This is a genomic window from Streptococcus sp. CCUG 71758 (genome assembly GCF_011714815.1).
GTDB lineage: Bacteria > Bacillota > Bacilli > Lactobacillales > Streptococcaceae > Streptococcus > Streptococcus halitosis.
This window is the reverse complement of record NZ_RXXO01000002.1, coordinates 593,081-617,114: the sequence shown is the minus strand read 5'-3', so window position 1 is coordinate 617,114 and position 24,034 is coordinate 593,081. Positions and strand designations below refer to the sequence as shown.

Below are 24,034 nucleotides of genomic sequence, written 5' to 3'. Positions count from 1 at the left end.
TATCTTCATAACTCAATTTCATAATAAAACACCCCAAAAGTTAGATTCTTTCTGTCTAACTTTTGGGGTGCAGTTCAAATTTAAAGCTTTTTTCTTTTTTGCTTATCTAAAAAAGATTGCGATTGCTAGAATCCAGTTAAGAACAGAAACTACAAGTCCTACGATATTGAGAATTTTTTCTGTTTTATAGTCTAGTCCAGATTCTTTTTGGTATGAAAAAGCCAAGACCAATCCTATGATCCCCAAAATCAGACCCACTATTGGAGATAGCAAACCGAGCACAATAGATAAGATACCTAAAATAAGTGAAGGTTTTTTCTTTTGTTGTGAATTCATATTACAAAATCTCCTTAAATTTAATATAAATGATGATACCATAAAATGCTAGCTTTATCTATCATTCGACAGTTTTTAACAGAATGTTAACTATTCTTCACTTTCCCTTTCCAGGAATCTAGTCCATAAGAAAGGATATAAATCTCAGAGAAACCTTGTTTTTTCAAATAAAGTGCTGCATTGGTCACTCGTTGTCCACGTTGGTTTTCGTAGAGAAGGACAGGTTTATCCTTGCGAAGGGCTGCAAGGCTTGACTTCAACTGATTTGAAGGAATATTGCGAGCTCCGAGGATATGTTTTCTGTGAAATTCTGCTGGTTCACGGACATCAATCAATTGCCCTTTTCGAATCAAGGCTTCAAATTCTGCATTGTCTACAATCTTAGCCGCACGACGAATACGAAGGTAGTTATAGCCCATCCATGCCACCATCGCTAGTACGATTCCCCACAAAATCCAGATTGTCATAAGTTCTTATCTCCATTTTTCTCTATATAGTCTAATTCTATCTTGTGCTCTCTACGAAGAACAGCTTCCGCCTCTAGATAGTCTAGCTTGTCCATCAGACCTGCATCATAGATCCGAGAGAGTTCGAGCTTCATCAGTTCAATATCATACAAGCGCTTCCCCATGTAAACAATAATGCCAAACTGTTTGAGAAATTGCTGCACATCATAGAATGTTTTCATAGCTTTCATTTTAGCAGATTATAGACTTTTTTTCAATACTGGACCGGCTCTTTCCCCCTATTTTCTTCGTCTTCATTGCCCATTCTTCCGCAAGTGTGGTACAATAAAAACATGAGAATTCAACAACTACACTATATTATCAAAATCGTCGAAACTGGCTCTATGAATGAAGCAGCCAAGCAGCTCTTTATCACCCAACCCAGTCTCTCTAATGCTGTTCGAGACTTGGAAAATGAAATGGGCATTGAAATCTTTATCCGCAATCCCAAGGGCATTACCTTGACTCGTGATGGGATGGAGTTTCTCTCCTATGCCCGTCAGGTCGTTGAGCAAACCCAGCTTCTGGAGGAACGCTATAAAAATCCTGTCGCCCACCGCGAACTTTTCAGTGTTTCTTCTCAGCACTATGCCTTTGTAGTCAATGCCTTTGTTTCTTTGCTCAAGAAAAGTGATATGGAAAAATACGAGCTCTTCCTTCGTGAAACTCGGACTTGGGAGATTATCGATGACGTCAAGAACTTCCGTAGTGAAGTCGGTGTCCTCTTTTTAAACAGCTACAACCGCGATGTTTTAACGAAAATGCTGGATGACAATCACCTGCTAGCTCACCACCTCTTCACAGCCCAACCCCATATCTTTGTCAGCAAGACCAACCCTCTAGCTAAAAAAGACAAGGTCAAACTGGCTGATTTGGAAGACTTCCCTTATCTGAGTTATGACCAGGGGACGCACAACTCCTTCTACTTTTCAGAGGAGATTCTTTCACAAGAGCACCACAAGAAATCCATTGTTGTCAGTGACCGTGCTACCCTCTTTAACCTCTTGATTGGTTTGGATGGTTACACCATTGCAACAGGGATTTTGAATAGTAACCTCAACGGAGACAATATCGTTTCCATTCCGCTGGACATTGACGACCCGATTGAACTAGTCTATATCCAGCATGAAAAAACCAGCCTGTCTAAGATGGGCGAACGCTTTATCGAATACTTACTAGAAGAAGTTCAATTCGATAGTTAATAGGAAAAAGGAAAAAGGGAAAAAGAAAAAGTTAGGAAATAGAAAGTGAAAAAGATACTACTGACCAGTGCTTTAATCCTTTCAATCACAGGATTAGCACCCGCATCCGTCTTAGGAGAAGAAAACACAACTCAACCCACATCTGCTGTCAAGGAAGCAATTGCCAAAGAAGAAAAGAAAGAGTCGAGTGTTGAGGAAAACTCTAAATCAGAAGTTCTTCCGAAAGTAGATGTGCAAGAAGACAAGTCAAAAAAAGAAGGGTGGTACCAAGAAAATCACCACTGGCGTTTTTACCAAGATGATAAACCTGCTTTGAACTGGAAACAAATCCAAGGCAAATGGTACTACTTCGATCAAGATGGTAATCGTCTTCATTCTACTGTCTACAAAGGTTATGCCTTTGACCAAGATGGTGTCATGATAGAAAATAGCTGGACCAAACTGGACAATCAATGGTACTATGCTGATTCTTCTGGACGACTAGCTCAGAACAGTTGGAAAAAAATTAACGGCTCTTGGTACTATTTTGATCAAACTGGAAGTATGCTCAGCAACACTGCCGTTGACGGCTATCTGCTCACAAAAAGCGGAGCTATGGCAGAAAAGGGCTGGACTAAATTAGACCAAATTTGGTATTATGTCACACCATCTGGCAGAATCTCGCAAGACAAATGGGAAAAAGTAAACGGTGCTTGGTATTATTTTGACAAAAGCGGCGTGATGCTCAGCCAGACAACCATTGGTGCTTACCTGCTCAGCAATAGCGGGGCTATGGCGGAAAACTCTTGGGTGAGAATCAATGAAAATTGGTATTACGCTAATGAATATGGGAAATACAGCCAAGACAAATGGGAGAAAATCAATGGCTCTTGGTATGCTTTTGAACAAAATGGAGTCATGCTTTCCAATAAATGGAAAGAAAGCTACTACCTCAAAGCCAGTGGAGCCATGGCGGAAAAAGAGTGGATTTTTGATAAATCCTACAATAGCTGGTTCTATCTAAAAGCGGATGGCCGTTATGCAAATCAGGAGTGGATTGGAGCATACTACCTCAAGTCTGGCGGTTATATGGCCAAGAATGAGTGGATTTACGACGACTATTACAAGGCTCGTTACTATCTGGATGATAGTGGACATTATGTTTCAGGAACTTACAAGATAGACGGCAAGGAACACTTGTTCCAAAAATATGGCCAATGGATTTCTGAAGTTTCAACTGAAGGTGGATTTACAAAAGGTCAATACAGCAATACTATCTTCCTAGATCCTGGGCATGGTGGTCAAGATTCAGGTGCCTTCTACTACAATGTCGCTGAAAAAGATCTCAATATGCAAATCTATCGCAAACTTCGCGCTAAGTTAGAAGAACTGGGCTACAAGGTCCTCACTTCTCGTGATAGTGATATTGACGTTGATTTTGTTACCGAACGTTCTCGTATGGTTAATAAGACCAACTCTGATATTTTTATCAGTATTCACTTCAACGCTACTGGTAATACCTACTCAAAAGCGAGCGGTATACAAACCTACTCCTATAGCGATGAACCTGATTATCCAAGTAAGATTAATAAATACTGGCACAATCACCCTGATCGTATGAGTGAAAGCAAACGCCTCGCTGCTGCTATCCACTCCTCTCTTCTTGCAGAAACAGGAGCTAAGGATGCTGGTCTGTTGGAGAGCAGCTTTGCTGTCCTACGCGAAACAGCCAAACCAGCGGTTCTCCTAGAGCTTGGTTATATGGATAATTTCTCCGAAAACCAACAAATCAGAGATAGCCACTACCAAGATAAACTGGTCGCAGGCATCGTAAAGGGGATCCAAAAATATTACGCTGGTCAGTAAAAAAGTCTCGAGAAATCTCGAGACTTTTTATTTGCCTTCTTTTTTATCTTTATCAGGAAAGAGGTAACCAAGTCCTACACAAGCTAGCACACCAGCACCAATCACCAAACCACTTGAAATTGGCAAGAGATCAAAAATAGCATTTGCAATTATAAAGCCGATAATCAAGCACATCAAGCTAGCCTTATAGTCTTTTTTCAAAAAGTTTTCTAGTGTGAAATAGAGGAACAATCCTACCGGAATGAGTGACCAGAGATTGACATCTAAACTTGGCCAACCAACAGAACCGAAATACAATACTAGCGCTGCTGCTACTAAAAATACAAGTCCCAATAATTTTTTCATTTTTTTGTCTCCATTTTCTTTTTTTGGTTCTTGAGTTGTCTGATACTGACCCCTCACGTCCCTTACATGAATCATTATAGCAGAGGAATTTTTCAATAACAAGCCCTTTTGCCTATCTGGTCAATATCTCTGTCTATGTGGTTGAATAGTCGTGATAAAAGAAAAAGAAGCCCGTTTGGACTTCTTGATTTTGCCGATTGCAGGGATCGAACCTGTGACCTACGCGTTACGAGTGCGTTGCTCTACCAACTGAGCTAAATCGGCAATTACCCTTTTAGTATAGCACTCTGAGAATAGATGTCAAGAAATTTTCATCTTAATTAGACAAAGCCTGTCCTGAGACAAGGCTTTGAGTTCCTTCCTTTTACGAACCCGCACTTTCGTAGGCATCTAAGCCCTTGTCCCATAGTTTCAAAGAAATGACAAAGAAGACAAGGGAAATCAGAATCAAACCACCGATATTAAAGAGTCCATCCTTGTCCTGCAAGAAATAGCTAGCAGGATAGTAGGCTGTAAAGGCGAAAGGGATGATAAAGCTAATCAACCAACGAAGAAGGGAATTGTAGATGGAAATCGGATATTTGGCAAAATCATTAAACATATAAAAAATGTAAATCATGGCGCCTGACTGCTTGGTCCAAAAAGCGATACTGGCAGTCGCGATTTTCAAGGAAGTATAGATCAAGGTCGCAAAAGGAATGCAGACTAGAAAAATCAGGAATTTTGGAAGAGTCCAAGCAATACTAGATACCGTTGTCGCTAGCAAAATCCCTCCGACCAAAAGTTCACCTAAGGCATCAATCTGAAAGGTCTCAACCAGAATGTGAAAAAGAGGATTGATAGGACGAGTCAGATACTTATCAAACTCTCCTTTTCGCACCAAGCGTTGTCCCAATGCCCAGAGATTATCAAAAAAGAGATGGTCCAGTCCCTTGGGAATCAAGGAAAATCCATAGATAAAAGCGATTTCTTGAAAAGTCCAGCCTTCTAGCGAGGGAATGTGTTGAAAGATGACATTGAGAAACAAAAGATTCAAGCCTTGGGTCAGGAAAACACCTAAAACACCAACCACAAAATCCACCTTGTATTCCATGATTTGCTTGATGTATTGCCTGATAAAAATCAGATGCATGCGTTGATATTTTTTCATACTAACCTCCTTGAATGGTGATGAAGGACTGGACTCGTTTCCAAATCAGCTGAGACAAGCCCACCATCACTAAGAGCCAGAAAAACTGCAAAGCGAATGCCAGAAGAATCTGACTGGCATCGTATTTCCCAACAATGATCATAACTGGAGTATAAATTAAAGATGAAAAAGGCAAGAAGGACAGAATATCAGAAACAATCTTTGGAAAGAAAGCCAAGGGAATTAAACTTCCAGACATAAAGGCTACTATGGAAGTCTTGAGTAGATTGGAACCCCATAGATTTTTAAATATAAAGGCTGAAAATCCAAAGCAGATATTAAAGAAAAAGTTAATCAGGTAGGCCAGTGTTAAGCTAAAAAGATAAAGGACAGTTAAGCCCAGTACTTCTACAATCCCTTGACCCGATAAGATTTTCATCAAGACAATGACACTTAAAAATGGCAGTCCAACAGAGATAAAAATCAACCACTTGGACCCAAGCTCGGTAAAGAGGTAAGAAGCCGCAAAATGTACTGGTCTCAGCAAGCGCATGATAATGGAACCATCCTTGACCTCCTCCCCAATCATGAAGGAAGAATCTGACTTGGTCAACAGATTGGTCACAAAACTCATGATGATGTAGAGGGTGATATCTGCCATACTAAAGCCTTGAATCAAAGACTCCTGCGAGGAATCAAAGACTGCCTTCCAGAGATAAAAGGCCACAAAGGCCCCCATGACATCGCCAATCCGATAGAGAATAAAGTTGACTCGATAAGTGATCAACTCCTGAATTCCTGCATTAATAAAGGGTTTATAACGTCTCCACAATTTGAACATCTTAGAGCTCCTTTCGGTAGAAGCGACGGATAATATCCTCGATATCCGTATCCAACATCTTCAAATCGCGAATTTCAAAATCAGACAGGGTTTGCTTGATAATATCGGCCGACTGGTAGCAGGAACTATCGAATTCAATATTGAGGCTGTTTCCTTGTCTATCAATAGTCATATCAGACATGCCTTCATAGTGAGAAAGGAGATGACTTTGACCTGGCACCAGTTCAAAAGAAAGAGTCTTCATCTTGCCAAAGGTTTCCTTGAGCTGGCTGACCGTTCCATCAAAAATCTCTTGCCCCTTGTCAATCATGAAAATCCGATCACAGAGTTGCTCAATATCACTCAGATCGTGAGTAGTCAAGAGAATGGTAGTCTCTTCCTCCTGATTGATCTGGGTGATGGCGCGACGAATATTGTCCTTGACCGACACATCCAAGCCAATGGTCGGCTCATCTAAAAAGAGAACCTTAGGATTGTGGAGCAAGGAAGCCGCAATGTCCGCCCGCATCCGTTGGCCAAGTGAAAGAGTCCGCACGGGGTCTTTGATAAATTCCTTCAAATCCAAGACTTCATTCAAAAAGTCCATGCGCTTATGAAAGAGCGAGTCTGGCACATCGTATATCTCTTTCAAAACCGTGTAGGTCTCTTGCAGAGCCAAATCCCACCATAGCTGGGTTCGTTGTCCAAAGACCACTCCAATATCCTTGACATAATCTTGGCGATTATCCTGAGGAATCTTGCCGTTAATCCGACAATAGCCCGATGTCGGTTTCAAAATCCCTGTCAGCATTTTGATGGTTGTCGACTTCCCAGCTCCATTGGCCCCGATAAAGCCCAAAATTTGGCCCTTGGGTACCTCAAAAGTCAAATCCTTGACCGCTTCAAATGTCTGCTTTTCAGGATGAATAAAGGAGCGCAAAGCCCCCTTTAACCCCGGCTCCTTTACTGTCTTCACAAAATTTTTCTGAAGATGTTCCACTTCTATCATTGACATATCTATCTCCCTATCGCAAGGAATAGCAACATTGTATTTTTGACTACAAATATTCTAAATCCTTACTTTCTAGACCCTCTACATTTTATTATTACAGAAGGCTTTATACCAACCTATTATAGTCTAATGAAAAATGGAATGCAAGCGTTTGCCTGAAGATTATGAAATTAGAGATTTTACTCTTAAAATAATAGTTTTAATCAAAAATTCTGGTTTAATAGTTTCCTTAAAACACCAAAAAACCTGCCATTAGGGGCAGGTTTGTATTAACAGTGATTTTATCTCAAATATTCAATTTAATCAAGACATTCCCCATTTTCATTAACTCTATACCCGTCTATGGTAGTGCTAACTGCAAGCTCTCCTGATGAATATGAATAATACCATTTTTCACCAATTTGGTACCAACCAGTTACCATTGAACCGTCATCTTTTAAATAATACCATTTTCCTGAATCTTGAATCCAACCTGTCGCCATAGCTCCATTATCTTTCAAGTAATACCAGGCATCATTATATTTTAACCAACCAGTTACTAGGACGCCATCATCACTTAGATAGTACCAATGTTCATTATCTTGAATCCACCCCTTTGCTAATGAACCGCTATTATTTAGATAGTACCAAGCACCATTATTTTGATCCCATCCTGATTCCGATGGGTCTTGAACATCATTTATTACTTGGACAGCCTCAATAATTTCCTTCAACTCAACCCGCTTTCTATCTTTTATGACAGACTTAACTTTTTCTTCAACAAACTCTTTCGCATAAGTTCGACTATTTTCTTTTCTCTGGAACATATCCTTCAATAAACCTTCTAATTGTTCATTAAAGACATCTTCTTGGATTTTTTTAAACTCTTTCTGAGATAGCGAAATAACCATCACAATATCAATAAACTCTTCTTTTAATTGAGCAAACATTTCCACACGGTCATCTTCTATGAATTGATCCGCAATTGCTTTTGCTCCTATTCCTCCTGCAATTCCTCCTATAATCGCACCCGCTAATGCTCCTATTGGTCCAGCAATTGCACCACCAACCGCACCTGCACCAGCTCCTGCCATCATACCGCCCCCAGCAACTGCTGCATTTTTTAATAGCTGCTGTGAAGAAATTCTTCCAACAAGCGCTTCAAAAATATCTGGACCCATAATAACAGCGAACGATATCACTGGTGCAGCTCGTCTTGCAACCACTTCAGCTGTAATTTTTTTTCCCAAAAAATCATTAATTTGTTTTGTAAATATTTTTGCAAATTGCTGTGACGCAACATAGATACTAGTTCCCATAGCTAGGGTTCGTAATCCTGCTTTACCAGCCATTAGAGCCGCATCTTTGGTTTCTGCACCCGACCATTTAGCCTGAGAAAAGACAATAACAAAGCTTATACCTACACCTGGTAATGAATTAATAGCTCCATCAATTGCATCAAATTTAATCGAGGTCAAATTACCTCCTTTGGCTATCAATTTTGCTTCATTATAGGTAATATTACCTTTTCTGATGATATTTTTTGCCTCAGCTGGATTATTAACTCCCTCAACTTTACCTTGTCTAATTTTTTCTTCAAATAATTCAACTGCTCTATCATACTGATCTTTAGGAACTTCCAATTGCATTCCTTTATACTTATACATTCCTCCTTCGCTTTTAGACTCGAAAGCTGAGTTTACAGTTCCGCTTGCTCTTGCATAATATTTAGTTTGAATTTTTTGATTTCCAACCATTCGATCCGCGCCATTTTTGGCATTATCTTGACCAGTTTGTTTTACATGGTGAAATGGATATTTAATCTTATCCATTAGATTATTTGCAAACTCAGCTGCATGTCCATGCCCTGAAGGAGCGCTAACCATTGCATTTATTTGAGCTTTATGCAATCTATCACCAACACTTAATAAAATCCAAGAAACAACTCCTATCTCAGTTCCTCTTCTAAAGGTAGTTGAATTAACATTCTTTTTACCAATTTTTAATAACTGTGTGTTTAAATTTTCAACTTGTACATCATTTGTATAACCAGAGGCAATCAATTCATTCAATTCCCTAACAACATAGTTCAAACTATTCGAAACATTCAAACGTTTAATAATCCCATATGGATAGTAAAATGCTAACTGATCATTATCATCTACCTCTACTTTCCATAAATTTGAAAAAGGGAAAAATTGTACATTACACCAGTCTTTATCCTTGATTTGCATTTTTTCGAAAATTCCATACTGGGTCAAGAGTAAACCATATTCTTTGAAATCTTCTTCCTTTAAACTTCTAACCGGAGAATAACCAAAATATTCAAATTCAGTATTAGAGAATTCATTATAAAATTCTTTTTCTGACTCAATAAACCACTTAGCCCGTCCATAAGGTACTGACTCACCATAATAATCAAATCCATTCTGTGCAATAGACCTAAGCACTCTTCTAACACTATCCTCACTGTGAGTATGAACCTCTTTAATTTTTCTTTTCCAAAAAAAATACTGAAAAAAACTTACAATATTATCTTTCATCTCTAACCTAAACTCCAATAATTCTAATATACTAAAACTAGCTAGTAACTTTATCAAGTTTTAAAACTATATAGTACCACACATTAAAAGTCGAAATTTTTAAAATAACTTGATATTTACCTTTAATCTAAATTAATGATATCAAAGGCATAATACAAAGTCTATATCATTTATTTTATTTTTACCAACCAAAAAACCTGCCCAATGGCAGGTTCTATCTGTATTGTTCAGCTAAATTAAGCTTTACCTTCTGAACCGAATACGTCGATACGTTCTTCAACAGCTTCTGTAATTGCTTCGAAACCTGGTTTCAAGAATTTACGTGGGTCAAAGAGTTTCTTCTTATCGTATTCTGCTTCGTTTGCTTCGTATTCAGCAACAAATTTACGAGTTGCGTTAGCAAATGCGATTTGGCATTCAGTGTTAACGTTAACTTTCGCAACACCAAGTTTGATAGCTGCTTGGATTTGGTCATCAGGAATACCTGAACCACCATGCAATACGATTGGGAAGCCTGGAACTGCTTCTGTCAATTTTTGCAAGTGATCAAGGTGAAGACCTTTCCAGTTTGCTGGGTAAGGACCGTGGATGTTACCAATACCAGCTGCCAAGAAGTCAATACCAGTTGCAACCATTGCTTTAGCATCTTCAATTGGAGCCAATTCGCCATCACCAATGATTCCGTCTTCTTCACCACCGATAGTACCAACTTCAGCTTCTACTGATACGCCGTTTGCATGAGCAAATTCTACAACTTTACGAGCTTTTTCAAGGTTTTCTTCAACTGGAAGGTGTGAGCCGTCAAACATAACTGAAGTATAACCAACTCGGATACATTCAAGTGCATCTTCATAATGACCATGGTCAAGGTGAATAGCAACTGGTACAGTAATTCCCATTGATTCTACAAGGTTTTCGATGAGAAGTTTACATACTTTGTAACCACCCATGTATTTCGCAGCACCCATAGAAGTTTGGATCAAAACTGGAGCTTTTTTAGCTTCTGCTGCACGCAAGATAGCTTGAGTCCACTCAAGGTTGTTTGTGTTAAATCCACCAACTGCATAACCGTTGTCACGAGCTGCTTGGACAAATTTTTCTGCTGAAACGATTGCCATTTTATCAGGCCTCCTGTATATTTTTATGGGTCAACCCATTTACATTGTTCATTTTATCACTTTTTGATAAAAAAAGCTAGTTTTTCCCATACTTTAGATTGAATTTCTTCTAATTCGATTGATGTAAGCCTTTTCTTTTTAATCTTGGCTAACTCTAGGAAAGCGTATAAAGAAAGTCAAGCGATCATCCTGCCTTACAAAACGATAAGGCAATTTCTCATGTTCTAATAAACTTTTGACCACAAAGAGTCCCATCCCCGAACCCTTGGCCTTGCGACTAGCATTTCCAGAAAAAGACTGGGCCAATTGTTCTTGTTCTTCAGGACTACAGCTATTCTCGATAAAGAGCTCCCCTTCCCTCTCGCCAATGCGGACCAAGCCGCCTGTAGTGGAGTGCTTGATAGCATTGCTGATGAGATTCGATAGGATTAGTTTCATGACAGATGGGTTTATGTAAGCCTGCTGATGGGTTAGGCTAATGTCTACCTGAAGTTCTCTCTCCTTGGCGAGCAAAGCATAATCCTTAACCAGACTTTGCGTCATCTGAAGGAGGTCAACCTCTTCTTTCTCCTCTCGAATTTCCTGCACAGAAGAGAGAGAAAGTATCTGGAGAACGTGGTGACTGAGGTCGTCTACAATTCCCAAGGCAACTCCCAGATAGTGGTCTCTATCCTTATAACGACCGACATTTTCTTTCATATTTTCAATCAGAATTTTCAAGCTAGCCAGAGGTGTTTTCAATTCATGAGAAGCCCCTCGTAGGAACTCAACCTTCATCTTCTCCAGCTGGAGAATAGCTTCATTCTTGTCATGCAAGTCCGCAATGACAGTCAAAAGATGCTGGTAAAGGCTATTGATTTGTTCCTTGAGATCACCAATCTCATCCTTAGAATCCACACGCAACCGTACTTCAGCATCCAGGTCCATCATCCGACGGGTCACCCGCTTGATTTCCAAAATCGGGGCAACAATGGTCCGAGCATAGATGTAGGCCACCAAGAGGGAAATTAGAAAGGATGCCAACAAAGTATAGGGAAGAAACTGGAGACTGATCTGCTCTGCTTCCTTTTGCAAATCCATGGAAGCTAGAAACTGAAGAGTCATAGTGCTATCATCTTGCGTTTTTACCTCGCGTTCCTCAATGAAGAGTGAAGTTGTCTGGCGAGCTGTATCTAGTGGAAAATTGTCCTTAACCTCTAACTTGTCCTCAGTCATCTCACCCTTAACGGACCCTTTGATATCACTGGTCTGGGAATACAAATCTAACACTTGCTCGATACTTTTCCTATCTTTTCCGTCAAGGGACTGGGCAATGGCTGTCGCTTTCTGGCCAATGGTTTCTTGACGATGACTCAGATAAGTTGACGGAAAGAGAAAATAAATGGCTAAATGAAGACAAATAACCAGAACACTAAAAATTGAGAAGGTATAGATAAATATCTTTGTAAATAGACCTGTTCGTTTCATTTTCGCTCCAATTTATAACCGACATTGCGCACAGTGAGGATACAATCCAAGTCTAGCTTTTTCCGCAGTTCCTTGATATAGACATCAATGACACGGTCAAAGGGAACCTCATCTGTCACCTTCCAAACCGCATCAATTATCTGAGAACGAGTCAAGGCCCGGCCTTCATTTTTCACCAGATAGTCCAGAATTTCCAACTCTTTGGCATTGATAGCCACTTCTTGACCTGCGAGGCTTGCACTATAACTCTCAAAGTCTACCTTGGTATCCTTATAAGAGAAGACTCGTCCCGTATCGTAGTAGCGCTTGAAAATTGCATCTACCCTCACTTTTAAAAGAGAGAGAGAAAAGGGCTTTTCCAGATAGCCGTCTGCCAGAGAGGCAAAGGCGCTCATCTTGTATTCTTCATCCTGAAAGGCGGTCAGCATCAGGACAGGAACTTGACTGCTTTTACGAATCTCAGCTAGGACTTCGAGGCCATTAAGCTTGGGCATCTGGATATCCAGCAGTACTAGAGCAACTTCATAGCTGGAAAATTTTTCCAGAGCTTCCTGACCGTCTGCTGCTTCAATGGTTTCATAACCACAATCTGTCAAATAGTCACTGATTCCCTCACGAATCATCTCCTCATCTTCTACAATTAAAATTTTCATAGAAAAAACGTTTCACATTCCTTTAAATTTTTTGTAAATCTTCTCTGTTTCATCCTGATAGGAAGAGGCCTTATACTCAATGAAAATCAAAGAGCAAACTAGGAAGCTAGCCGCAGGCTGTACTTGAGTACGGCAAGGTGAAGCTGACGTGGTTTGAATTTGATTTTCGAAGAGTATTATCAAGATGAAATAGATAAAAATGCTACCTATATTATACCCCATTTAGGAGAGAATAGGTAGCAAGTTTTTTATTCACTATCGAGCAAGAGCTCTTTTGGTTGTTTTCTAAGGAGATTGCTTGAAGCAAGCGCCATAACGAGAACCACTAGAACCAAAGCAAGGACAAAGACGATGATAAAGTCTGATGTCTGAATGGAAATGTCTAGGCTCGACAAGGTCTTGCTAAAGCCGTCTACTTCTGCACCACCACCAAGGTTAGAGGTTTGAGCAGCCTTGCTGGCTTGCTTGGCAACACCTGAAGTGACATTGGCAAGAACAGTATTTCCGATTGCTCGAGCTGTGTAGTTGGCTAGGAAGTAAGCCGAAACGAGAGCAGGGATAGCGATCAGGATCGATTCGGTGATGAATTGCCCCAAGATACTTGCCTGCTTGAGACCGATAGAGAGGAGGATTCCCACTTCCTTGCGACGGGCGTTGATCCAAAGGCTGAGCAAGAGTGCAAGGAGAAGGACTGAGAAGCTCAAGCTACCCCAGAAGAGGAGGTTGGCCATCTTGTACATACCAGAGATGGATTGCTCAAGAGCTGGGTAGTTAGAGGAGCTCTTCACAAGTGTGTAGCTCTTCCAGTTGATACCACTGATACCATTCAACTCTTTCATGACGTCATCCAAGTTCTTGTCTGCTGTTACAAAGAAGGTTGCGTCCCCATAAATAGCTGTATCTTCTGTGTATCCATAAAGTTTTGCAGCAGTGTGAATGTCTGTGATAGCTGTATTTTCATAGAGTTCTTGTGAGTAGGTTACTGCTGTCTTATTGTGACCATCAAAGAGTCCCTTGATTGTCACTTCAACTGTTTCCTTGGCACCTTTTTCATTGTCTGCATCGTAAACATTGGAGTCTAGTTTGACCTTATCTCCGACTTTCCATCCGTGTTTGGCTGCCAAGTCCTTGTGCATGAGGATCTTGTCTTTGTCGTCGTTGGTTAGGTGCTCACCTTCAACCAGCTTATATGAGCCAGAGACAAACTTGTCTTCTTTAGAGGAGTCATTGACACCTGTAATCATCAAACTGCTTCCAAACCGTTTGGCACGGTCTGCAGTGAGATTTTTCTTGGTTTCTGGCGTTTCGATGAGGTCGTATCCAGTCAAATCTCCGATAGCGTTGATGCGTTTAACATAAGACTCGATGGCCTTATTTTCGGTGATTTTTTTGATATCCTCACCCTTGATATTCCCAGCACCACGTGGCGTTCCTTGGTTGACGCGACGATTGATTTGCATGGAGAAGCTATTGGTGATATTTTTAAAGGTCTCCTGAGAAGCCTTGGCTGTAGCTCCCTTGATCGACAATCCGACCAAACTCAAGCTCGCCATGAGGAGAATAATCAGGAAGATAACAATCGATTTGAAAAACTTCCTTGTAACATAGGCAAATGCGTTGTGTAACATAGGTTCCCTTTCTAGATTTGATTTAATAATTCTATCAAAACAAGCTCATCTTATTTTGTAGTATTGCGAGTTTCAGTTAGTTTCTTATTCTTCAATTCAAGTGTAATATCTGACGCTTGTGCCACTTCTTTACTGTGGGTGACGACGATCACACATTTACCTGTTTTCTCGGCAAGTGATTTGAGCAGTTCGATAATATCTCCGGCAGTTTTAGGGTCCAGATTTCCTGTTGGCTCATCAGCTAGAATAACCGGAGCTTCTGAGACTAAACTGCGAGCGATGGCTACACGTTGCTGTTGACCACCTGATAACTGGAGAACATTCCGCTTGATCTGACTCTCATCCAAACCAAGCTCAAGAAGCGTATCCTTGCTTGCTTTTTTGTTGACCAAGCGGATATTTTCCAGCGGAGAAAGATAATCTATCAAGTTATAATTTTGAAAGACCAGGGAAATATGGTGCATGCGATGGTATGAATACCCCTTGTTCCGAATGTCCTCTCCTTGGAAAAGGATAGAACCTTCAACAGGGCTATCTAGACCAGCCAGTAGGGACAAGAGAGTGGATTTTCCTGCTCCTGACTCACCAATGATACTATAAAATTTTCCGGGTTCAAAATTATACTTGATCTGATATAAAACTGCCTCAGCAGTGTTCTTATAACGGTAGGTAACATCTTGCAATTGTAATAAAGTCATGATTTCTCCTTCTTATACTCAATGAAAATCAAAGATTAAACTAGAAAGCTAACCGCAGGTTGCTCAAAGCACAGCTTTGAGGTTGCAGATAAGGCCGACACGGTCTAAAGAGATTTTCGAAGAGTATTAACTAATAGATGATAAAATTTCTTTCGGTGATTTTCTAAATAGAAATACGAAACAAAGGGCTACAGACAAGCAACCAATCAGGAGCAGAAAGACATAGGATTCTGCAAAGGATAGGAGACTAGTTGATAGACCGCTTGCTTTGGCCAGCGTGTCTTGTAAGCTTGCCTGATCTCCACTGGCTAGTACAGTTTGGAGCAGATAGGATGTGATGGCATTTCCAGCGATAAAGGATGGAAGCAAAGCTCCGAGAGATACCAACACTACCTCTAAACAGAACTGTAGGAAGATCGAGCTCTTGCTTTTTCCAAGTGCGAGTAAAATTCCCACTTCGTAGACTCTTTCTCTCAACCAGAGAGACAAGACCAAAATCAAAGCTCCTGCTCCTGCTATCAACATCCCATAAAGGAAGATGGTGAGGAAGGTTTGGAAGGTTGCAACTGAGTCTTTGATTTGTTCAAAGGCCTTGTTTTCCTTCTCAACTTGGTAACCTTGACTTTCTAAATCCAAGTTTTCCACCTGCTTCATGAGTCCGTCCATTTCCTTAGGATTTTCTACATAGAAGCGTGCTGCACTGACTTGAGGTTCACTATTTCCCAGAAGGGTCTGGCTACTTTCATAGTCTGTAAAGACCTGGTTTTCACTGAAGTCAGAGGACAAGCCTGTGAATTTTTCTTGTTTCTTACCAGAAAAGATGCCGACAATCTCAAACTCTACTGTTTGCCCTTTTCCAGCTTCTGACTGACCAGCGTCCAAGCGAATCTTGTCATGAAGTGAAAGAGCGTTCTTCTTAGCCAACTCTTCGTGGATCAGGATTTTCTTGGAATCTCCTTTTTGAAGGTGTCGCCCTTCTTTTAGATTGAAAGCCGAACTGGTAAAGGTGACATCCTTGGATGAATCTTCAAGAGCCGTTAAGCTAACCAAGTTCTTGTCCGCAGCCGACAAATCATCACGTTCTACGCTCTGCTCACCACTCACCGCTTCCTTGTCTTTCAGTTTTGCGACCATTTCGAGTTCAGGAGAGACATTTTCCAGCCCCTTAATCTTGCTCACGGATGCTAGATTAGACAATTTGAAGGTCTGTCCATTTTCTATCTTTTTGATAGAAAACGAAGTATTGAGTGATTTGTAAAGATTTGTTTCTACTGTTTTGTTGGACTTCATCAGAGTCAAACAGGCTGAAATTCCTGCTAAAAGGACAAATAAAATCAGAAATAAAATAAAACTTCTCAGTCGTTTTCTGCTGACATAAGCCCAAGCTCTTTGGATTGGATTCATTTGTCACCTCCATATTTGTAAGACTATTATAAAATCCAAATATGAAATGTTTATGAAATCGAAAAAAATTTTTGATTTATCTTTTTTTTAAAAAACAAAAAGCTAGCAAACGCTAACTTTTCTTCCTATATAAACAAACAATTTACTAATCTAAAATCCACACCATTCTATAAATGATGGGTATCATCTTTCAGCTAAGTATTGCTTAATTTCTTCAGCTTTTAATTTCCTGACTTGTGTTTGAGGAAATTCTTGATAAGGAAAATGGAGAAACTCGATTCAACTATTCTGATAAAATAACAGCTTTTGATACCGATCTTTCGACATTCAAAATCAGCCCCTAATCTTCTTTGGAATAACAAAAAGAGCTAGCCAAAGCTAACTCTTACCCTATGCGGAGAGAGGGACTTGAACCCTCACGACCTAAAGCGGTCACAGGATCCTTAGTCCTGCGCGTCTGCCAATTCCGCCATCCCCGCGTCGATTACTTTACTAGTATATCAACTTTCAAAATCTTTGTCAACACTTTTTTCAGATTTTTTTCATTTTTCCAAGGGAATTATTCTTGGATTTCAGCCAGATTTTCATCCAGCAACTTGGCTCCCAGAGTGTTCTTAAAATGACCAAGAGCAAACTGATGATTTTCTGGCCAGATAGAGGCAACCGCAGGCTTGACAACCTCGATTTGATAACCTAGATTATAAGCATCAATAGCCGTATGAAGAACACAAATATCAGTCAAAACACCTGTTAAGATAACAGTATCAACCCGACGTTCCCGCAAACGAATATCAAGATCCGTTCCTGAAAATGCTGAATAGTGACGCTTGTCCATCCAAAAGACGCGATTATCCGCCTCATGCTCAGCATAAAAGTCAGCTAGGGGACCATAGAGATTACGACCACTAGTTCCGATGATGTTGTGCGGTGGAAAGAGCTTGCTTTCTGGGTGGAATGTATCCTTCTCCTCATGGGCATCAATGGTGAAAAAGATATAGTCCCCACGTTCAAAAGCCAGTCTGGTTACCTGATCAATGGCTTTTGATATTGCTTGAGCAGGTGCTCCAGCAGTTAGCTTTCCATGGTCTGCTACGAAATCCTCTGTATAGTCAATCGAGATTAAAGCCTTTGCCATTAGTAGTCCCTCTTTTTCACTTCCTCAAAAATATCACCAATTAGAACTTTGAGATAAGTCCCCTTCATTCCGAGTGAACGGCTCTCAATAATTCCAGCCGACTCCAATTTACGAAGCGCATTGACAATCACTGAGCGCGTAATGCCAATACGATCTGCAATAACTGATGCAGTCAGCTGCCCTTCATTTCCATCCAATTCAGCTAAAATAGCTGATACGGCACGAAGTTCTGAATAGGAAAGGGTATTAACCGCCATGGTAACAGCAGTACGACGGCGAATATTTTTCTCATCCTCTTCACGTTGGAAGTTCAACAGTTGAATCCCTACCACCGTGCTCGCAATCTCGACAAGGATCAAATCTTCATCTTCAAATTTCTTATCATTGCGCCAAATAATCAACGAACCTAGGCGAATCCCTGATACATGAATCGGAGCAATCGTTGTCAACCCATCCGGAAAATCCGCACGGCTCTCTACAGGGAAAATGGTCAAATCATGTTCAACAGGAAGGTTGGCTTCCGTATCATAGATCATGTTTGCACCTTGAATATAATCATCTGGAAAAATCTTAGTTTGAAAAAACTGCTCTACACGATCTGTATTCGTTTTATAACGCATGAAGTAGCCTAAAAGGCGTCCCTTGCTATTCACAATACAAGCGTTACAATCAATAATATCTGCCAACTGGCGTGTAATCGCATTGTAAGGAAGTTCATCTTGAAGTTGCTCCTCTGAGCGTTTCAAAATAGAAGTAATTTTTCTTGTTTTTTCTAATAAGTGTGCCATTTTTTACCTCGCATTTAATCGCTACCATTATAACATAAAGAGCGTGAATTTTCAATTATTATCTGAAAATTGCTTATTTAATTGCAATTTTGAACAGCAAAAATATTTTAGAAAAAAGCGATTTTTTATTGACATCCTATTTTATTTTTGATATTATAATATTATAAGAAGATGACATGATAAATCCCTTTCCGTTTCACCTATCCTTTACTATCACCATCTTCTTTTACTATCGGTCTCCTTATATATAAAAGCGATTCACAGTGTGAATCGCTTTTTTCTATTTGTCTCCTTTGTTACGAATAACAAAGCCGGTTTTCTTTTCGCTTGAAGTGTTGCGAGGTTTTTTATTGTCTTTATTACGGTAACGTCTGTCTTTATCAAAACGATCGTTTCCACGGTTGCCTTTCTTGAAGTCATCACGGCGACCATTGCCACGGCGATCACGATCTCGACGGTCGTCTCCACGACGACCTCCTCGACCTCCCTTACCTTTGCCACCAAAGCCATTACCTGATGGTTTAAATGGCAGTGGTTTTTCACGCGCAATCTCCACTTCAGGAAGGCTGTCTGGATCTTGGACTGTCAGACTCAAGATATACATAGCCAATTCTTCTGGACTAAATTCTGCAGCTAACTTACGAGCATCTTTAGTAAATTTCTCAAAGTTCTCACGAATAGTTTCATCCGCAAAATCACGTTCGATTTTCTTGAGAGCTACTTGTTTCTTAGCTTGGAAGGCTTCTTCAGCTGTCGCTGGTTTAAGACCTTTCATGCGTTTCTTAGTCAAGTTTTCGATGATTTGAAGGTAGCCCATTTCATTTGGTGCTACGAAAGTAATAGATTGACCTGACTTACCAGCACGACCTGTACGCCCGATACGGTGAACATAACTTTCAGGATCTTGTGGAATATCGTAGTTGTAGACATGGGTCACACCTGAGATATCCAAACCACGTGCTGCCACGTCTGTCGCAACTAGAACATCAAGATTCCCATTTTTAAAATCACGAAGGACACGAAGGCGTTTATTTTGGTCCAAATCACCATGAATTCCTTCTGCACGGAAGCCACGAATTTTCAGTCCACGAGTCAATTCATCTACACGGCGTTTGGTACGACCAAATACGATAGCAAGTTCTGGTTGTTCCACATCCATAAGACGTGTCATGGTATCAAATTTCTCTTGTTCCTTGACACGGATATAGTACTGATCAACCAGCTCTGTTGTCAATTCCTTGGCAGCAATCTTGACATGTTCAGGTTCTTTCATAAACTGAACGCCAATACGTTTGATAGCGTCTGGCATGGTTGCTGAGAAGAGCAAGGTTTGACGACTGTCAGGGACACGAGAGATAATAGCTTCGATGTCTTCAAGGAAGCCCATGTTGAGCATTTCATCCGCTTCATCAAGGATCAGGGTTTCAATGTCTTGTAATTTCAAGGCCTTGCGTTTAATCAAGTCCAAGAGACGGCCTGGTGTTCCTACCACGATGTGGGCACCAGATTTAAGTGCCTTGATTTGTTTTTCAATGCTTGAACCACCGTAAACTGAGCGAACTTTCACCCCCTTACTACGGCCAAAGCGGAACAATTCCTCTTGGCTTTGAACAGCAAGTTCACGAGTTGGAGCGATAACCAAGGCTTGGATGGTTGCTTCTTCTGTACGGATTTTTTCAAGAGTTGGCAAGCCAAAGGCTGCAGTTTTTCCTGTACCAGTCTGAGCTTGACCGATAACGTCTTTTCCTTCGAGAGCCAAGGGAATGGTCTGTTCTTGGATGGGACTGGCTTCTACAAATCCAGCTTTTTCAATCTCTGCTAGCAATTCAGCAGACAAGTCAAATTCATTAAATTTCACGTTATTCTTCTTTCTAAAGGTGGTGCGAAGCCACCCTATAGGGCTTTAGTTTATACTTTTCTTTTCATGATGTATCTTCTTAAAAAACGAGATACCGTGTTGCTTCTTTTCCACGAAAGAAAAGTACGAGTTTCTTTGCAACCTATCTAGTATAACACAAGAGCGGGGCAAAAGATAGTCTAACCACTTGATTAAAACATGTAAACGATTTTCTAGCTGTAAAGTAGCCTGAAACTTGTTTATCAAAGGATTTGAAGGGACCATTTCAAACGTACTTCATTTCCCGTAGCAGATTTGTGCAAAAGTTTTTTTCTTGTGCTAGAATTAAATCAAATAGGAGGATTTAAAAATGTTAACATACGATTTAATTGTCATTGGATTTGGTAAAGCCGGTAAGACTTTGGCTGCTAAGATGAATGCGGCTGGAAAAAAAGTTGCTGTCATCGAGCGCAGTAAAGCGATGTATGGTGGTACTTGCATTAATATTGCTTGTATCCCAACCAAGACTATGATTGTAGCGGCTGAAAAGGGCTGGTCATTTGACGATACCATGAAAGAGCGTGGTGCGGTGACTGGTCGTCTTAACGCTAAAAATTATAAAATGTTGGCCGATAATGGCGTTGATGTCATTGATGCAGAGGCACATTTCGTGTCAAATAAGGTGATCGAGATCCAGGCTGGTGACGAAAAACAAGAAATGACTGCTGAAACAATCGTCATCAACACTGGCGCTGTTTCAAACGTCTTGCCAATTCCTGGACTTGCTACAAGTAAAAATGTCTTTGACTCAACAGGTATCCAAAACTTGGACAAATTGCCTGAAAAACTTGGAGTCCTTGGTGGTGGAAACATCGGTCTTGAATTTGCTGGACTCTACAACAAACTTGGTAGCAAAGTCACAGTCCTAGATGCCTTGGATACATTCCTTCCTCGTGCAGAACCTTCCATCGCAGCTCTTGCTAAACAATACATGGAAGAAGACGGTATTGAATTGCTTCAAAACATCCATACTACTGAAATCAAAAACGACGGTGATCAAGTCCTCGTCGTAACTGAAAAGGAAACTTACCGTTTCGATGCCCTTCTCTACGCAACTGGACGTAAACCGAATGTAGAACCACTTCAACTTGAAAATACAGATATTGAACTAACGGAGCGTGGTGCTATCAAGGTCGACAAACACTGCCAAACAAACGTTCCTGGTGTCTTTGCAGTTGGAGACGTCAATGGTGGACTTCAATTCACCTACATTTCACTTGATGACTTCCGTGTTGTCTACAGCTACCTTGCTGGAGATGGCAGCTACACACTTGAAGACCGTCTCAATGTACCAAACACCATGTTCATCACACCAGCTCTTTCTCAAGTTGGCTTGACGGAAAGCCAAGCAGCTGATTTGAAACTCCCTTACGCTGTTAAGGAAATCCCTGTTGCTACTATGCCTCGTGGTCACGTAAATGGAGACCTTCGCGGAGCCTTCAAAGCTGTTGTCAATACTGAAACAAAAGAGATTCTCGGTGCAACTATCTTCTCAGAAGGTTCTCAAGAAATCATCAACATCATCACTGTTGCGATGGACAACAAGATCCCTTACACTTACTTCACAAAACAAATCTTCACTCACCCAACCTTGGCTGAGAACTTGAATGACTTGTTTGCGATTTAAGATTTCAAATATTCTACACAAGACAAGTATCCATTTTGGTGCTTGTCTTTTTCTATCCAGTCCATAGTTTCCTTACAAGATTATTTGTGCTTTTAGCTGTAAAAGCTTATAATATAGGTGTAGGATGTTGTCTTCATTTTCTGTTCAAAGAGGAGGCTAATCAAATGGGAAAGCAAGTTAAATCACAAAAACACACTTCTTTTTCCTTCCTATCCAAAGAAAAAAGTACGGCTGTGAAAACACTGGTTTTCTGTGTTAGTACAGTCTTCATTTTTCTCCTACTTTGTTGGATGCTTTTTAGCTTGATTTCACCTCAAAAACAGCGATTCACAGTCAATCAAGCTGCTGATTTTTACCTTGTCAATTCGAAATCCATTCAAAGTTATCAGTTGCAAAACGATCAGTTTCAACTCATAAAGACTGAGGATGTTTCCATTGCAGAAGATGTCAATTTCTGGTTTCCTCAGGGACGGTTTGACAATCGCTATCTCGTCTTCTCATCTGGAAATACCAGAGGGAAAGCATCCACTCAAAACATTGTATCCCTTGACTTTCAGACAGGGGACATCCGAAAAACTTCAACTCCCTTCTATGCTTATTCAGGAGCTGGAGTATCAGACAAATTCTTCTACACAGGACAAACTACAACTGAGGATAGTGTGCTCAGTATGTTTGACATCTCAGGAAAGCTGATTACTCAGAAAACATTCTCCGAATCCACTTCCTTTCCGATCCAGTTTCATGGAAGAGGGAATCGCCTCTACCTCGGTCTGGGGTTTCATGATGAGTCCCGTCAACGACCCGCTTTAGTTTTTGATGCCTATTTAGTTGAATTAGACGAAAATGACCAACTAAAAGAATTGTCTCGTACGCCTCTGACAAGCGAAGGCAAGATCGTTGAAATGCTGACTTCTTCTGAATTAATCGGTGACAATTATTACAGTAGCGTTGCCTATACTCGAAATACAGAAACTTTCTCCAAGGATCCAAACAATCGCATACTTGTCATGAACTTGTCTAGTAAGGAAAAGCACTTCATCAAGCTACCAGAGGACAACCCAAATCTTCTTTATAAAACACCGAAAGAAGACCGATTGATTGTTAAACATGAGGCGGATGGAAATGATCGCTGTGCCTTATCTATTGTTAATCTCTCTGATGAATCTAGCTATCTAATCAATGTCAGAAAAGATTTACCTGACTCTACAGAAGAGATAATACACATCGATACAAGTTTGACAAACAAGGTATTGATCGTAACTAATCAACATTTGTTATTGTATTCATTAGAAAATGGGCAACTTCTAACCAAAACAAAACTGGAACTGAAACAAAACGACTTCCCAATCGCAACTTGGTTTCAGAACTAATCACTAACAGCCCTCCTCGGGCTGTTTTTGTTTCTGCGAAATCTCAAATCTGTCTTTTCCCTCTTTTATGATATAATGTCCAAACTTTACTTAGCAGTCCTAATTATATATTGAGTCTCAGGTCACTCTTTCAAATATCAGCAATACATATGACTTTGAATAACTCGCTTCAGCTCATCATTTTATGGGTAATTTAAAAAGTATATTTTGCAATGATTGTTTCATGCCTAATTAGTAAATTATCCACTCTTTGCGCGGGTCGTATGTGTATTTTCATCGTTTGTGGAAAGGTTTTACCGTTTGCCAATTGATGGCTAAGTCGATATATTTTTTCTTCTTAAATATTTTCCAAATTATTTAATCTTTTTAAAGATAAGAATCACTTTCTAATCAATCAAAGGATACTTCAAATTTCTTCATTCTTGATAATATGAGCAATACCCTGCAAAATGTTTAAACTTTATCATTGTAAAAAATATCGAAAGAAATCCCATATTACATTAGTATATATTTGGTATGGGATGAAATTGAC

At 40.2% G+C, this 24,034-nt stretch carries 21 protein-coding genes and 2 tRNA genes; 4 read left to right on the top strand and 19 right to left on the bottom strand.

Going from position 1 to position 24,034, the window contains the following annotated elements; all coding sequences use genetic code 11:
* Window positions 1-102 precede the first annotated feature (102 nt).
* From EKB01_RS06415 to EKB01_RS06405, 3 genes are all read right to left on the bottom strand, one after another.
* Entirely contained in the window at window positions 103-336 is a 234-nt protein-coding gene (locus EKB01_RS06415) for a hypothetical protein (RefSeq protein ID WP_049504694.1), read from the bottom strand.
* Window positions 337-422: 86 nt separating this feature from the next.
* Window positions 423-803, bottom strand: a complete 381-nt coding sequence (locus tag EKB01_RS06410) for a rhodanese-like domain-containing protein (RefSeq protein WP_084940108.1) — start codon at window positions 801-803, stop codon at window positions 423-425.
* A complete protein-coding gene (locus EKB01_RS06405) occupies window positions 800-1,033 on the bottom strand; it encodes a YqgQ family protein (RefSeq protein ID WP_000646473.1) in 234 nt (77 codons plus the stop codon). Before EKB01_RS06405 ends, EKB01_RS06410 begins: the two co-directional genes overlap by 4 nt.
* Before the next feature lie 102 nt (window positions 1,034-1,135).
* Between EKB01_RS06405 and EKB01_RS06400 the strand changes: the two genes are divergently transcribed.
* Entirely contained in the window at window positions 1,136-2,044 is a 909-nt protein-coding gene (locus EKB01_RS06400; protein ID WP_001222585.1) for a LysR family transcriptional regulator, read from the top strand.
* A gap of 45 nt (window positions 2,045-2,089) precedes the next feature.
* On the top strand, window positions 2,090-3,889 hold the full coding sequence (locus tag EKB01_RS06395; RefSeq protein WP_084940106.1) for an N-acetylmuramoyl-L-alanine amidase: 1,800 nt from the start codon (window positions 2,090-2,092) through the stop codon (window positions 3,887-3,889).
* Window positions 3,890-3,916: 27 nt separating this feature from the next.
* On the opposite strand, the gene EKB01_RS06390 is transcribed toward EKB01_RS06395, so the two are convergent.
* The 16 genes from EKB01_RS06390 to EKB01_RS06315 all read right to left on the bottom strand — a co-directional run bounded on the left by EKB01_RS06390 (window position 3,917) and on the right by EKB01_RS06315 (window position 20,466).
* Window positions 3,917-4,234 carry a hypothetical protein gene (locus EKB01_RS06390; protein ID WP_167266168.1) on the bottom strand — a complete coding sequence of 106 codons (318 nt, stop codon included), beginning with the start codon at window positions 4,232-4,234 and terminating at the stop codon, window positions 3,917-3,919.
* Window positions 4,235-4,425: 191 nt separating this feature from the next.
* Window positions 4,426-4,498, bottom strand: a tRNA-Thr gene (locus EKB01_RS06385).
* 100 nt (window positions 4,499-4,598) lie between these two features.
* Window positions 4,599-5,384, bottom strand: a complete 786-nt coding sequence (locus tag EKB01_RS06380; protein WP_000760722.1) for an ABC transporter permease — start codon at window positions 5,382-5,384, stop codon at window positions 4,599-4,601.
* A gap of 1 nt (window position 5,385) precedes the next feature.
* Entirely contained in the window at window positions 5,386-6,204 is an 819-nt protein-coding gene (locus tag EKB01_RS06375; RefSeq protein ID WP_167266166.1) for an ABC-2 family transporter protein, read from the bottom strand.
* Window position 6,205: 1 nt separating this feature from the next.
* The gene (locus EKB01_RS06370; protein ID WP_167266163.1) at window positions 6,206-7,198 is read right to left on the bottom strand and encodes an ATP-binding cassette domain-containing protein; all 993 of its coding nucleotides are present in this window, start codon (window positions 7,196-7,198) and stop codon (window positions 6,206-6,208) included.
* Window positions 7,199-7,494: 296 nt separating this feature from the next.
* A complete protein-coding gene (locus tag EKB01_RS09350) occupies window positions 7,495-9,717 on the bottom strand; it encodes an N-acetylmuramoyl-L-alanine amidase family protein (protein WP_167266160.1) in 2,223 nt (740 codons plus the stop codon).
* 236 nt (window positions 9,718-9,953) lie between these two features.
* Window positions 9,954-10,835, bottom strand: coding sequence for a class II fructose-bisphosphate aldolase (locus EKB01_RS06360; protein ID WP_001019007.1), 882 nt, complete (start codon window positions 10,833-10,835; stop codon window positions 9,954-9,956).
* Window positions 10,836-10,973: 138 nt separating this feature from the next.
* Window positions 10,974-12,302 (bottom strand): sensor histidine kinase VncS, encoded by a 1,329-nt coding sequence (vncS, locus tag EKB01_RS06355; RefSeq protein WP_109289747.1) that lies wholly within the window; start codon window positions 12,300-12,302, stop codon window positions 10,974-10,976.
* Complete coding sequence (gene vncR, locus EKB01_RS06350) at window positions 12,299-12,955, bottom strand: response regulator transcription factor VncR (RefSeq protein ID WP_000697936.1); 657 nt, start codon at window positions 12,953-12,955, stop codon at window positions 12,299-12,301. Before vncR ends, vncS begins: the two co-directional genes overlap by 4 nt.
* A gap of 248 nt (window positions 12,956-13,203) precedes the next feature.
* The gene (gene vex3 / locus EKB01_RS06345) at window positions 13,204-14,583 is read right to left on the bottom strand and encodes an ABC transporter permease subunit Vex3 (RefSeq protein ID WP_109289746.1); all 1,380 of its coding nucleotides are present in this window, start codon (window positions 14,581-14,583) and stop codon (window positions 13,204-13,206) included.
* A gap of 50 nt (window positions 14,584-14,633) precedes the next feature.
* Window positions 14,634-15,281: an ABC transporter ATP-binding subunit Vex2 gene (vex2, locus tag EKB01_RS06340; RefSeq protein WP_000173736.1), complete on the bottom strand. Its 648-nt coding sequence runs from the start codon at window positions 15,279-15,281 to the stop codon at window positions 14,634-14,636.
* Between the two features lie 126 nt (window positions 15,282-15,407).
* Window positions 15,408-16,685 (bottom strand): ABC transporter permease, encoded by a 1,278-nt coding sequence (locus EKB01_RS06335; protein WP_167266157.1) that lies wholly within the window; start codon window positions 16,683-16,685, stop codon window positions 15,408-15,410.
* A gap of 393 nt (window positions 16,686-17,078) precedes the next feature.
* Window positions 17,079-17,164: transfer RNA gene (locus tag EKB01_RS06330), tRNA-Leu, on the bottom strand.
* An 80-nt stretch (window positions 17,165-17,244) separates the two neighbouring features.
* On the bottom strand, window positions 17,245-17,820 hold the full coding sequence (locus EKB01_RS06325; protein ID WP_109289744.1) for an isochorismatase family cysteine hydrolase: 576 nt from the start codon (window positions 17,818-17,820) through the stop codon (window positions 17,245-17,247).
* Window positions 17,820-18,608, bottom strand: a complete 789-nt coding sequence (gene codY, locus EKB01_RS06320) for a GTP-sensing pleiotropic transcriptional regulator CodY (RefSeq protein ID WP_000940727.1) — start codon at window positions 18,606-18,608, stop codon at window positions 17,820-17,822. Before codY ends, EKB01_RS06325 begins: the two co-directional genes overlap by 1 nt.
* Before the next feature lie 280 nt (window positions 18,609-18,888).
* Window positions 18,889-20,466, bottom strand: a complete 1,578-nt coding sequence (locus tag EKB01_RS06315; protein WP_167266154.1) for a DEAD/DEAH box helicase — start codon at window positions 20,464-20,466, stop codon at window positions 18,889-18,891.
* Window positions 20,467-20,815: 349 nt separating this feature from the next.
* Between EKB01_RS06315 and EKB01_RS06310 the strand changes: the two genes are divergently transcribed.
* Both EKB01_RS06310 and EKB01_RS06305 read left to right on the top strand, forming a co-directional pair.
* Window positions 20,816-22,132, top strand: a complete 1,317-nt coding sequence (locus tag EKB01_RS06310) for an FAD-containing oxidoreductase (protein ID WP_000958903.1) — start codon at window positions 20,816-20,818, stop codon at window positions 22,130-22,132.
* A gap of 164 nt (window positions 22,133-22,296) precedes the next feature.
* Window positions 22,297-23,502: a hypothetical protein gene (locus tag EKB01_RS06305; protein ID WP_167266152.1), complete on the top strand. Its 1,206-nt coding sequence runs from the start codon at window positions 22,297-22,299 to the stop codon at window positions 23,500-23,502.
* Window positions 23,503-24,034 lie beyond the last annotated feature (532 nt).

Bases quoted from the DNA above. Each gene is read 5' to 3' on its own strand.
- EKB01_RS06305 (WP_167266152.1), top strand. From the start codon at position 22,297: ATGGGAAAGCAAGTTAAATCACAAAAACACACTTCTTTTTCCTTCCTA.
- EKB01_RS06415 (WP_049504694.1), bottom strand. From the start codon at position 336: ATGAATTCACAACAAAAGAAAAAACCTTCACTTATTTTAGGTATCTTA.
- EKB01_RS06325 (WP_109289744.1), bottom strand. From the start codon at position 17,820: ATGGCAAAGGCTTTAATCTCGATTGACTATACAGAGGATTTCGTAGCA.
- EKB01_RS06375 (WP_167266166.1), bottom strand. From the start codon at position 6,204: ATGTTCAAATTGTGGAGACGTTATAAACCCTTTATTAATGCAGGAATT.
- EKB01_RS06310 (WP_000958903.1), top strand. From the start codon at position 20,816: ATGTTAACATACGATTTAATTGTCATTGGATTTGGTAAAGCCGGTAAG.
- EKB01_RS06335 (WP_167266157.1), bottom strand. From the start codon at position 16,685: ATGAATCCAATCCAAAGAGCTTGGGCTTATGTCAGCAGAAAACGACTG.
- EKB01_RS06400 (WP_001222585.1), top strand. From the start codon at position 1,136: ATGAGAATTCAACAACTACACTATATTATCAAAATCGTCGAAACTGGC.
- EKB01_RS06390 (WP_167266168.1), bottom strand. From the start codon at position 4,234: ATGAAAAAATTATTGGGACTTGTATTTTTAGTAGCAGCAGCGCTAGTA.
- vex2 (WP_000173736.1), bottom strand. From the start codon at position 15,281: ATGACTTTATTACAATTGCAAGATGTTACCTACCGTTATAAGAACACT.
- EKB01_RS06360 (WP_001019007.1), bottom strand. From the start codon at position 10,835: ATGGCAATCGTTTCAGCAGAAAAATTTGTCCAAGCAGCTCGTGACAAC.
- codY (WP_000940727.1), bottom strand. From the start codon at position 18,608: ATGGCACACTTATTAGAAAAAACAAGAAAAATTACTTCTATTTTGAAA.
- vncS (WP_109289747.1), bottom strand. From the start codon at position 12,302: ATGAAACGAACAGGTCTATTTACAAAGATATTTATCTATACCTTCTCA.
- EKB01_RS09350 (WP_167266160.1), bottom strand. From the start codon at position 9,717: ATGAAAGATAATATTGTAAGTTTTTTTCAGTATTTTTTTTGGAAAAGA.
- vncR (WP_000697936.1), bottom strand. From the start codon at position 12,955: ATGAAAATTTTAATTGTAGAAGATGAGGAGATGATTCGTGAGGGAATC.
- EKB01_RS06405 (WP_000646473.1), bottom strand. From the start codon at position 1,033: ATGAAAGCTATGAAAACATTCTATGATGTGCAGCAATTTCTCAAACAG.
- EKB01_RS06380 (WP_000760722.1), bottom strand. From the start codon at position 5,384: ATGAAAAAATATCAACGCATGCATCTGATTTTTATCAGGCAATACATC.
- EKB01_RS06410 (WP_084940108.1), bottom strand. From the start codon at position 803: ATGACAATCTGGATTTTGTGGGGAATCGTACTAGCGATGGTGGCATGG.
- vex3 (WP_109289746.1), bottom strand. From the start codon at position 14,583: ATGTTACACAACGCATTTGCCTATGTTACAAGGAAGTTTTTCAAATCG.
- EKB01_RS06370 (WP_167266163.1), bottom strand. From the start codon at position 7,198: ATGTCAATGATAGAAGTGGAACATCTTCAGAAAAATTTTGTGAAGACA.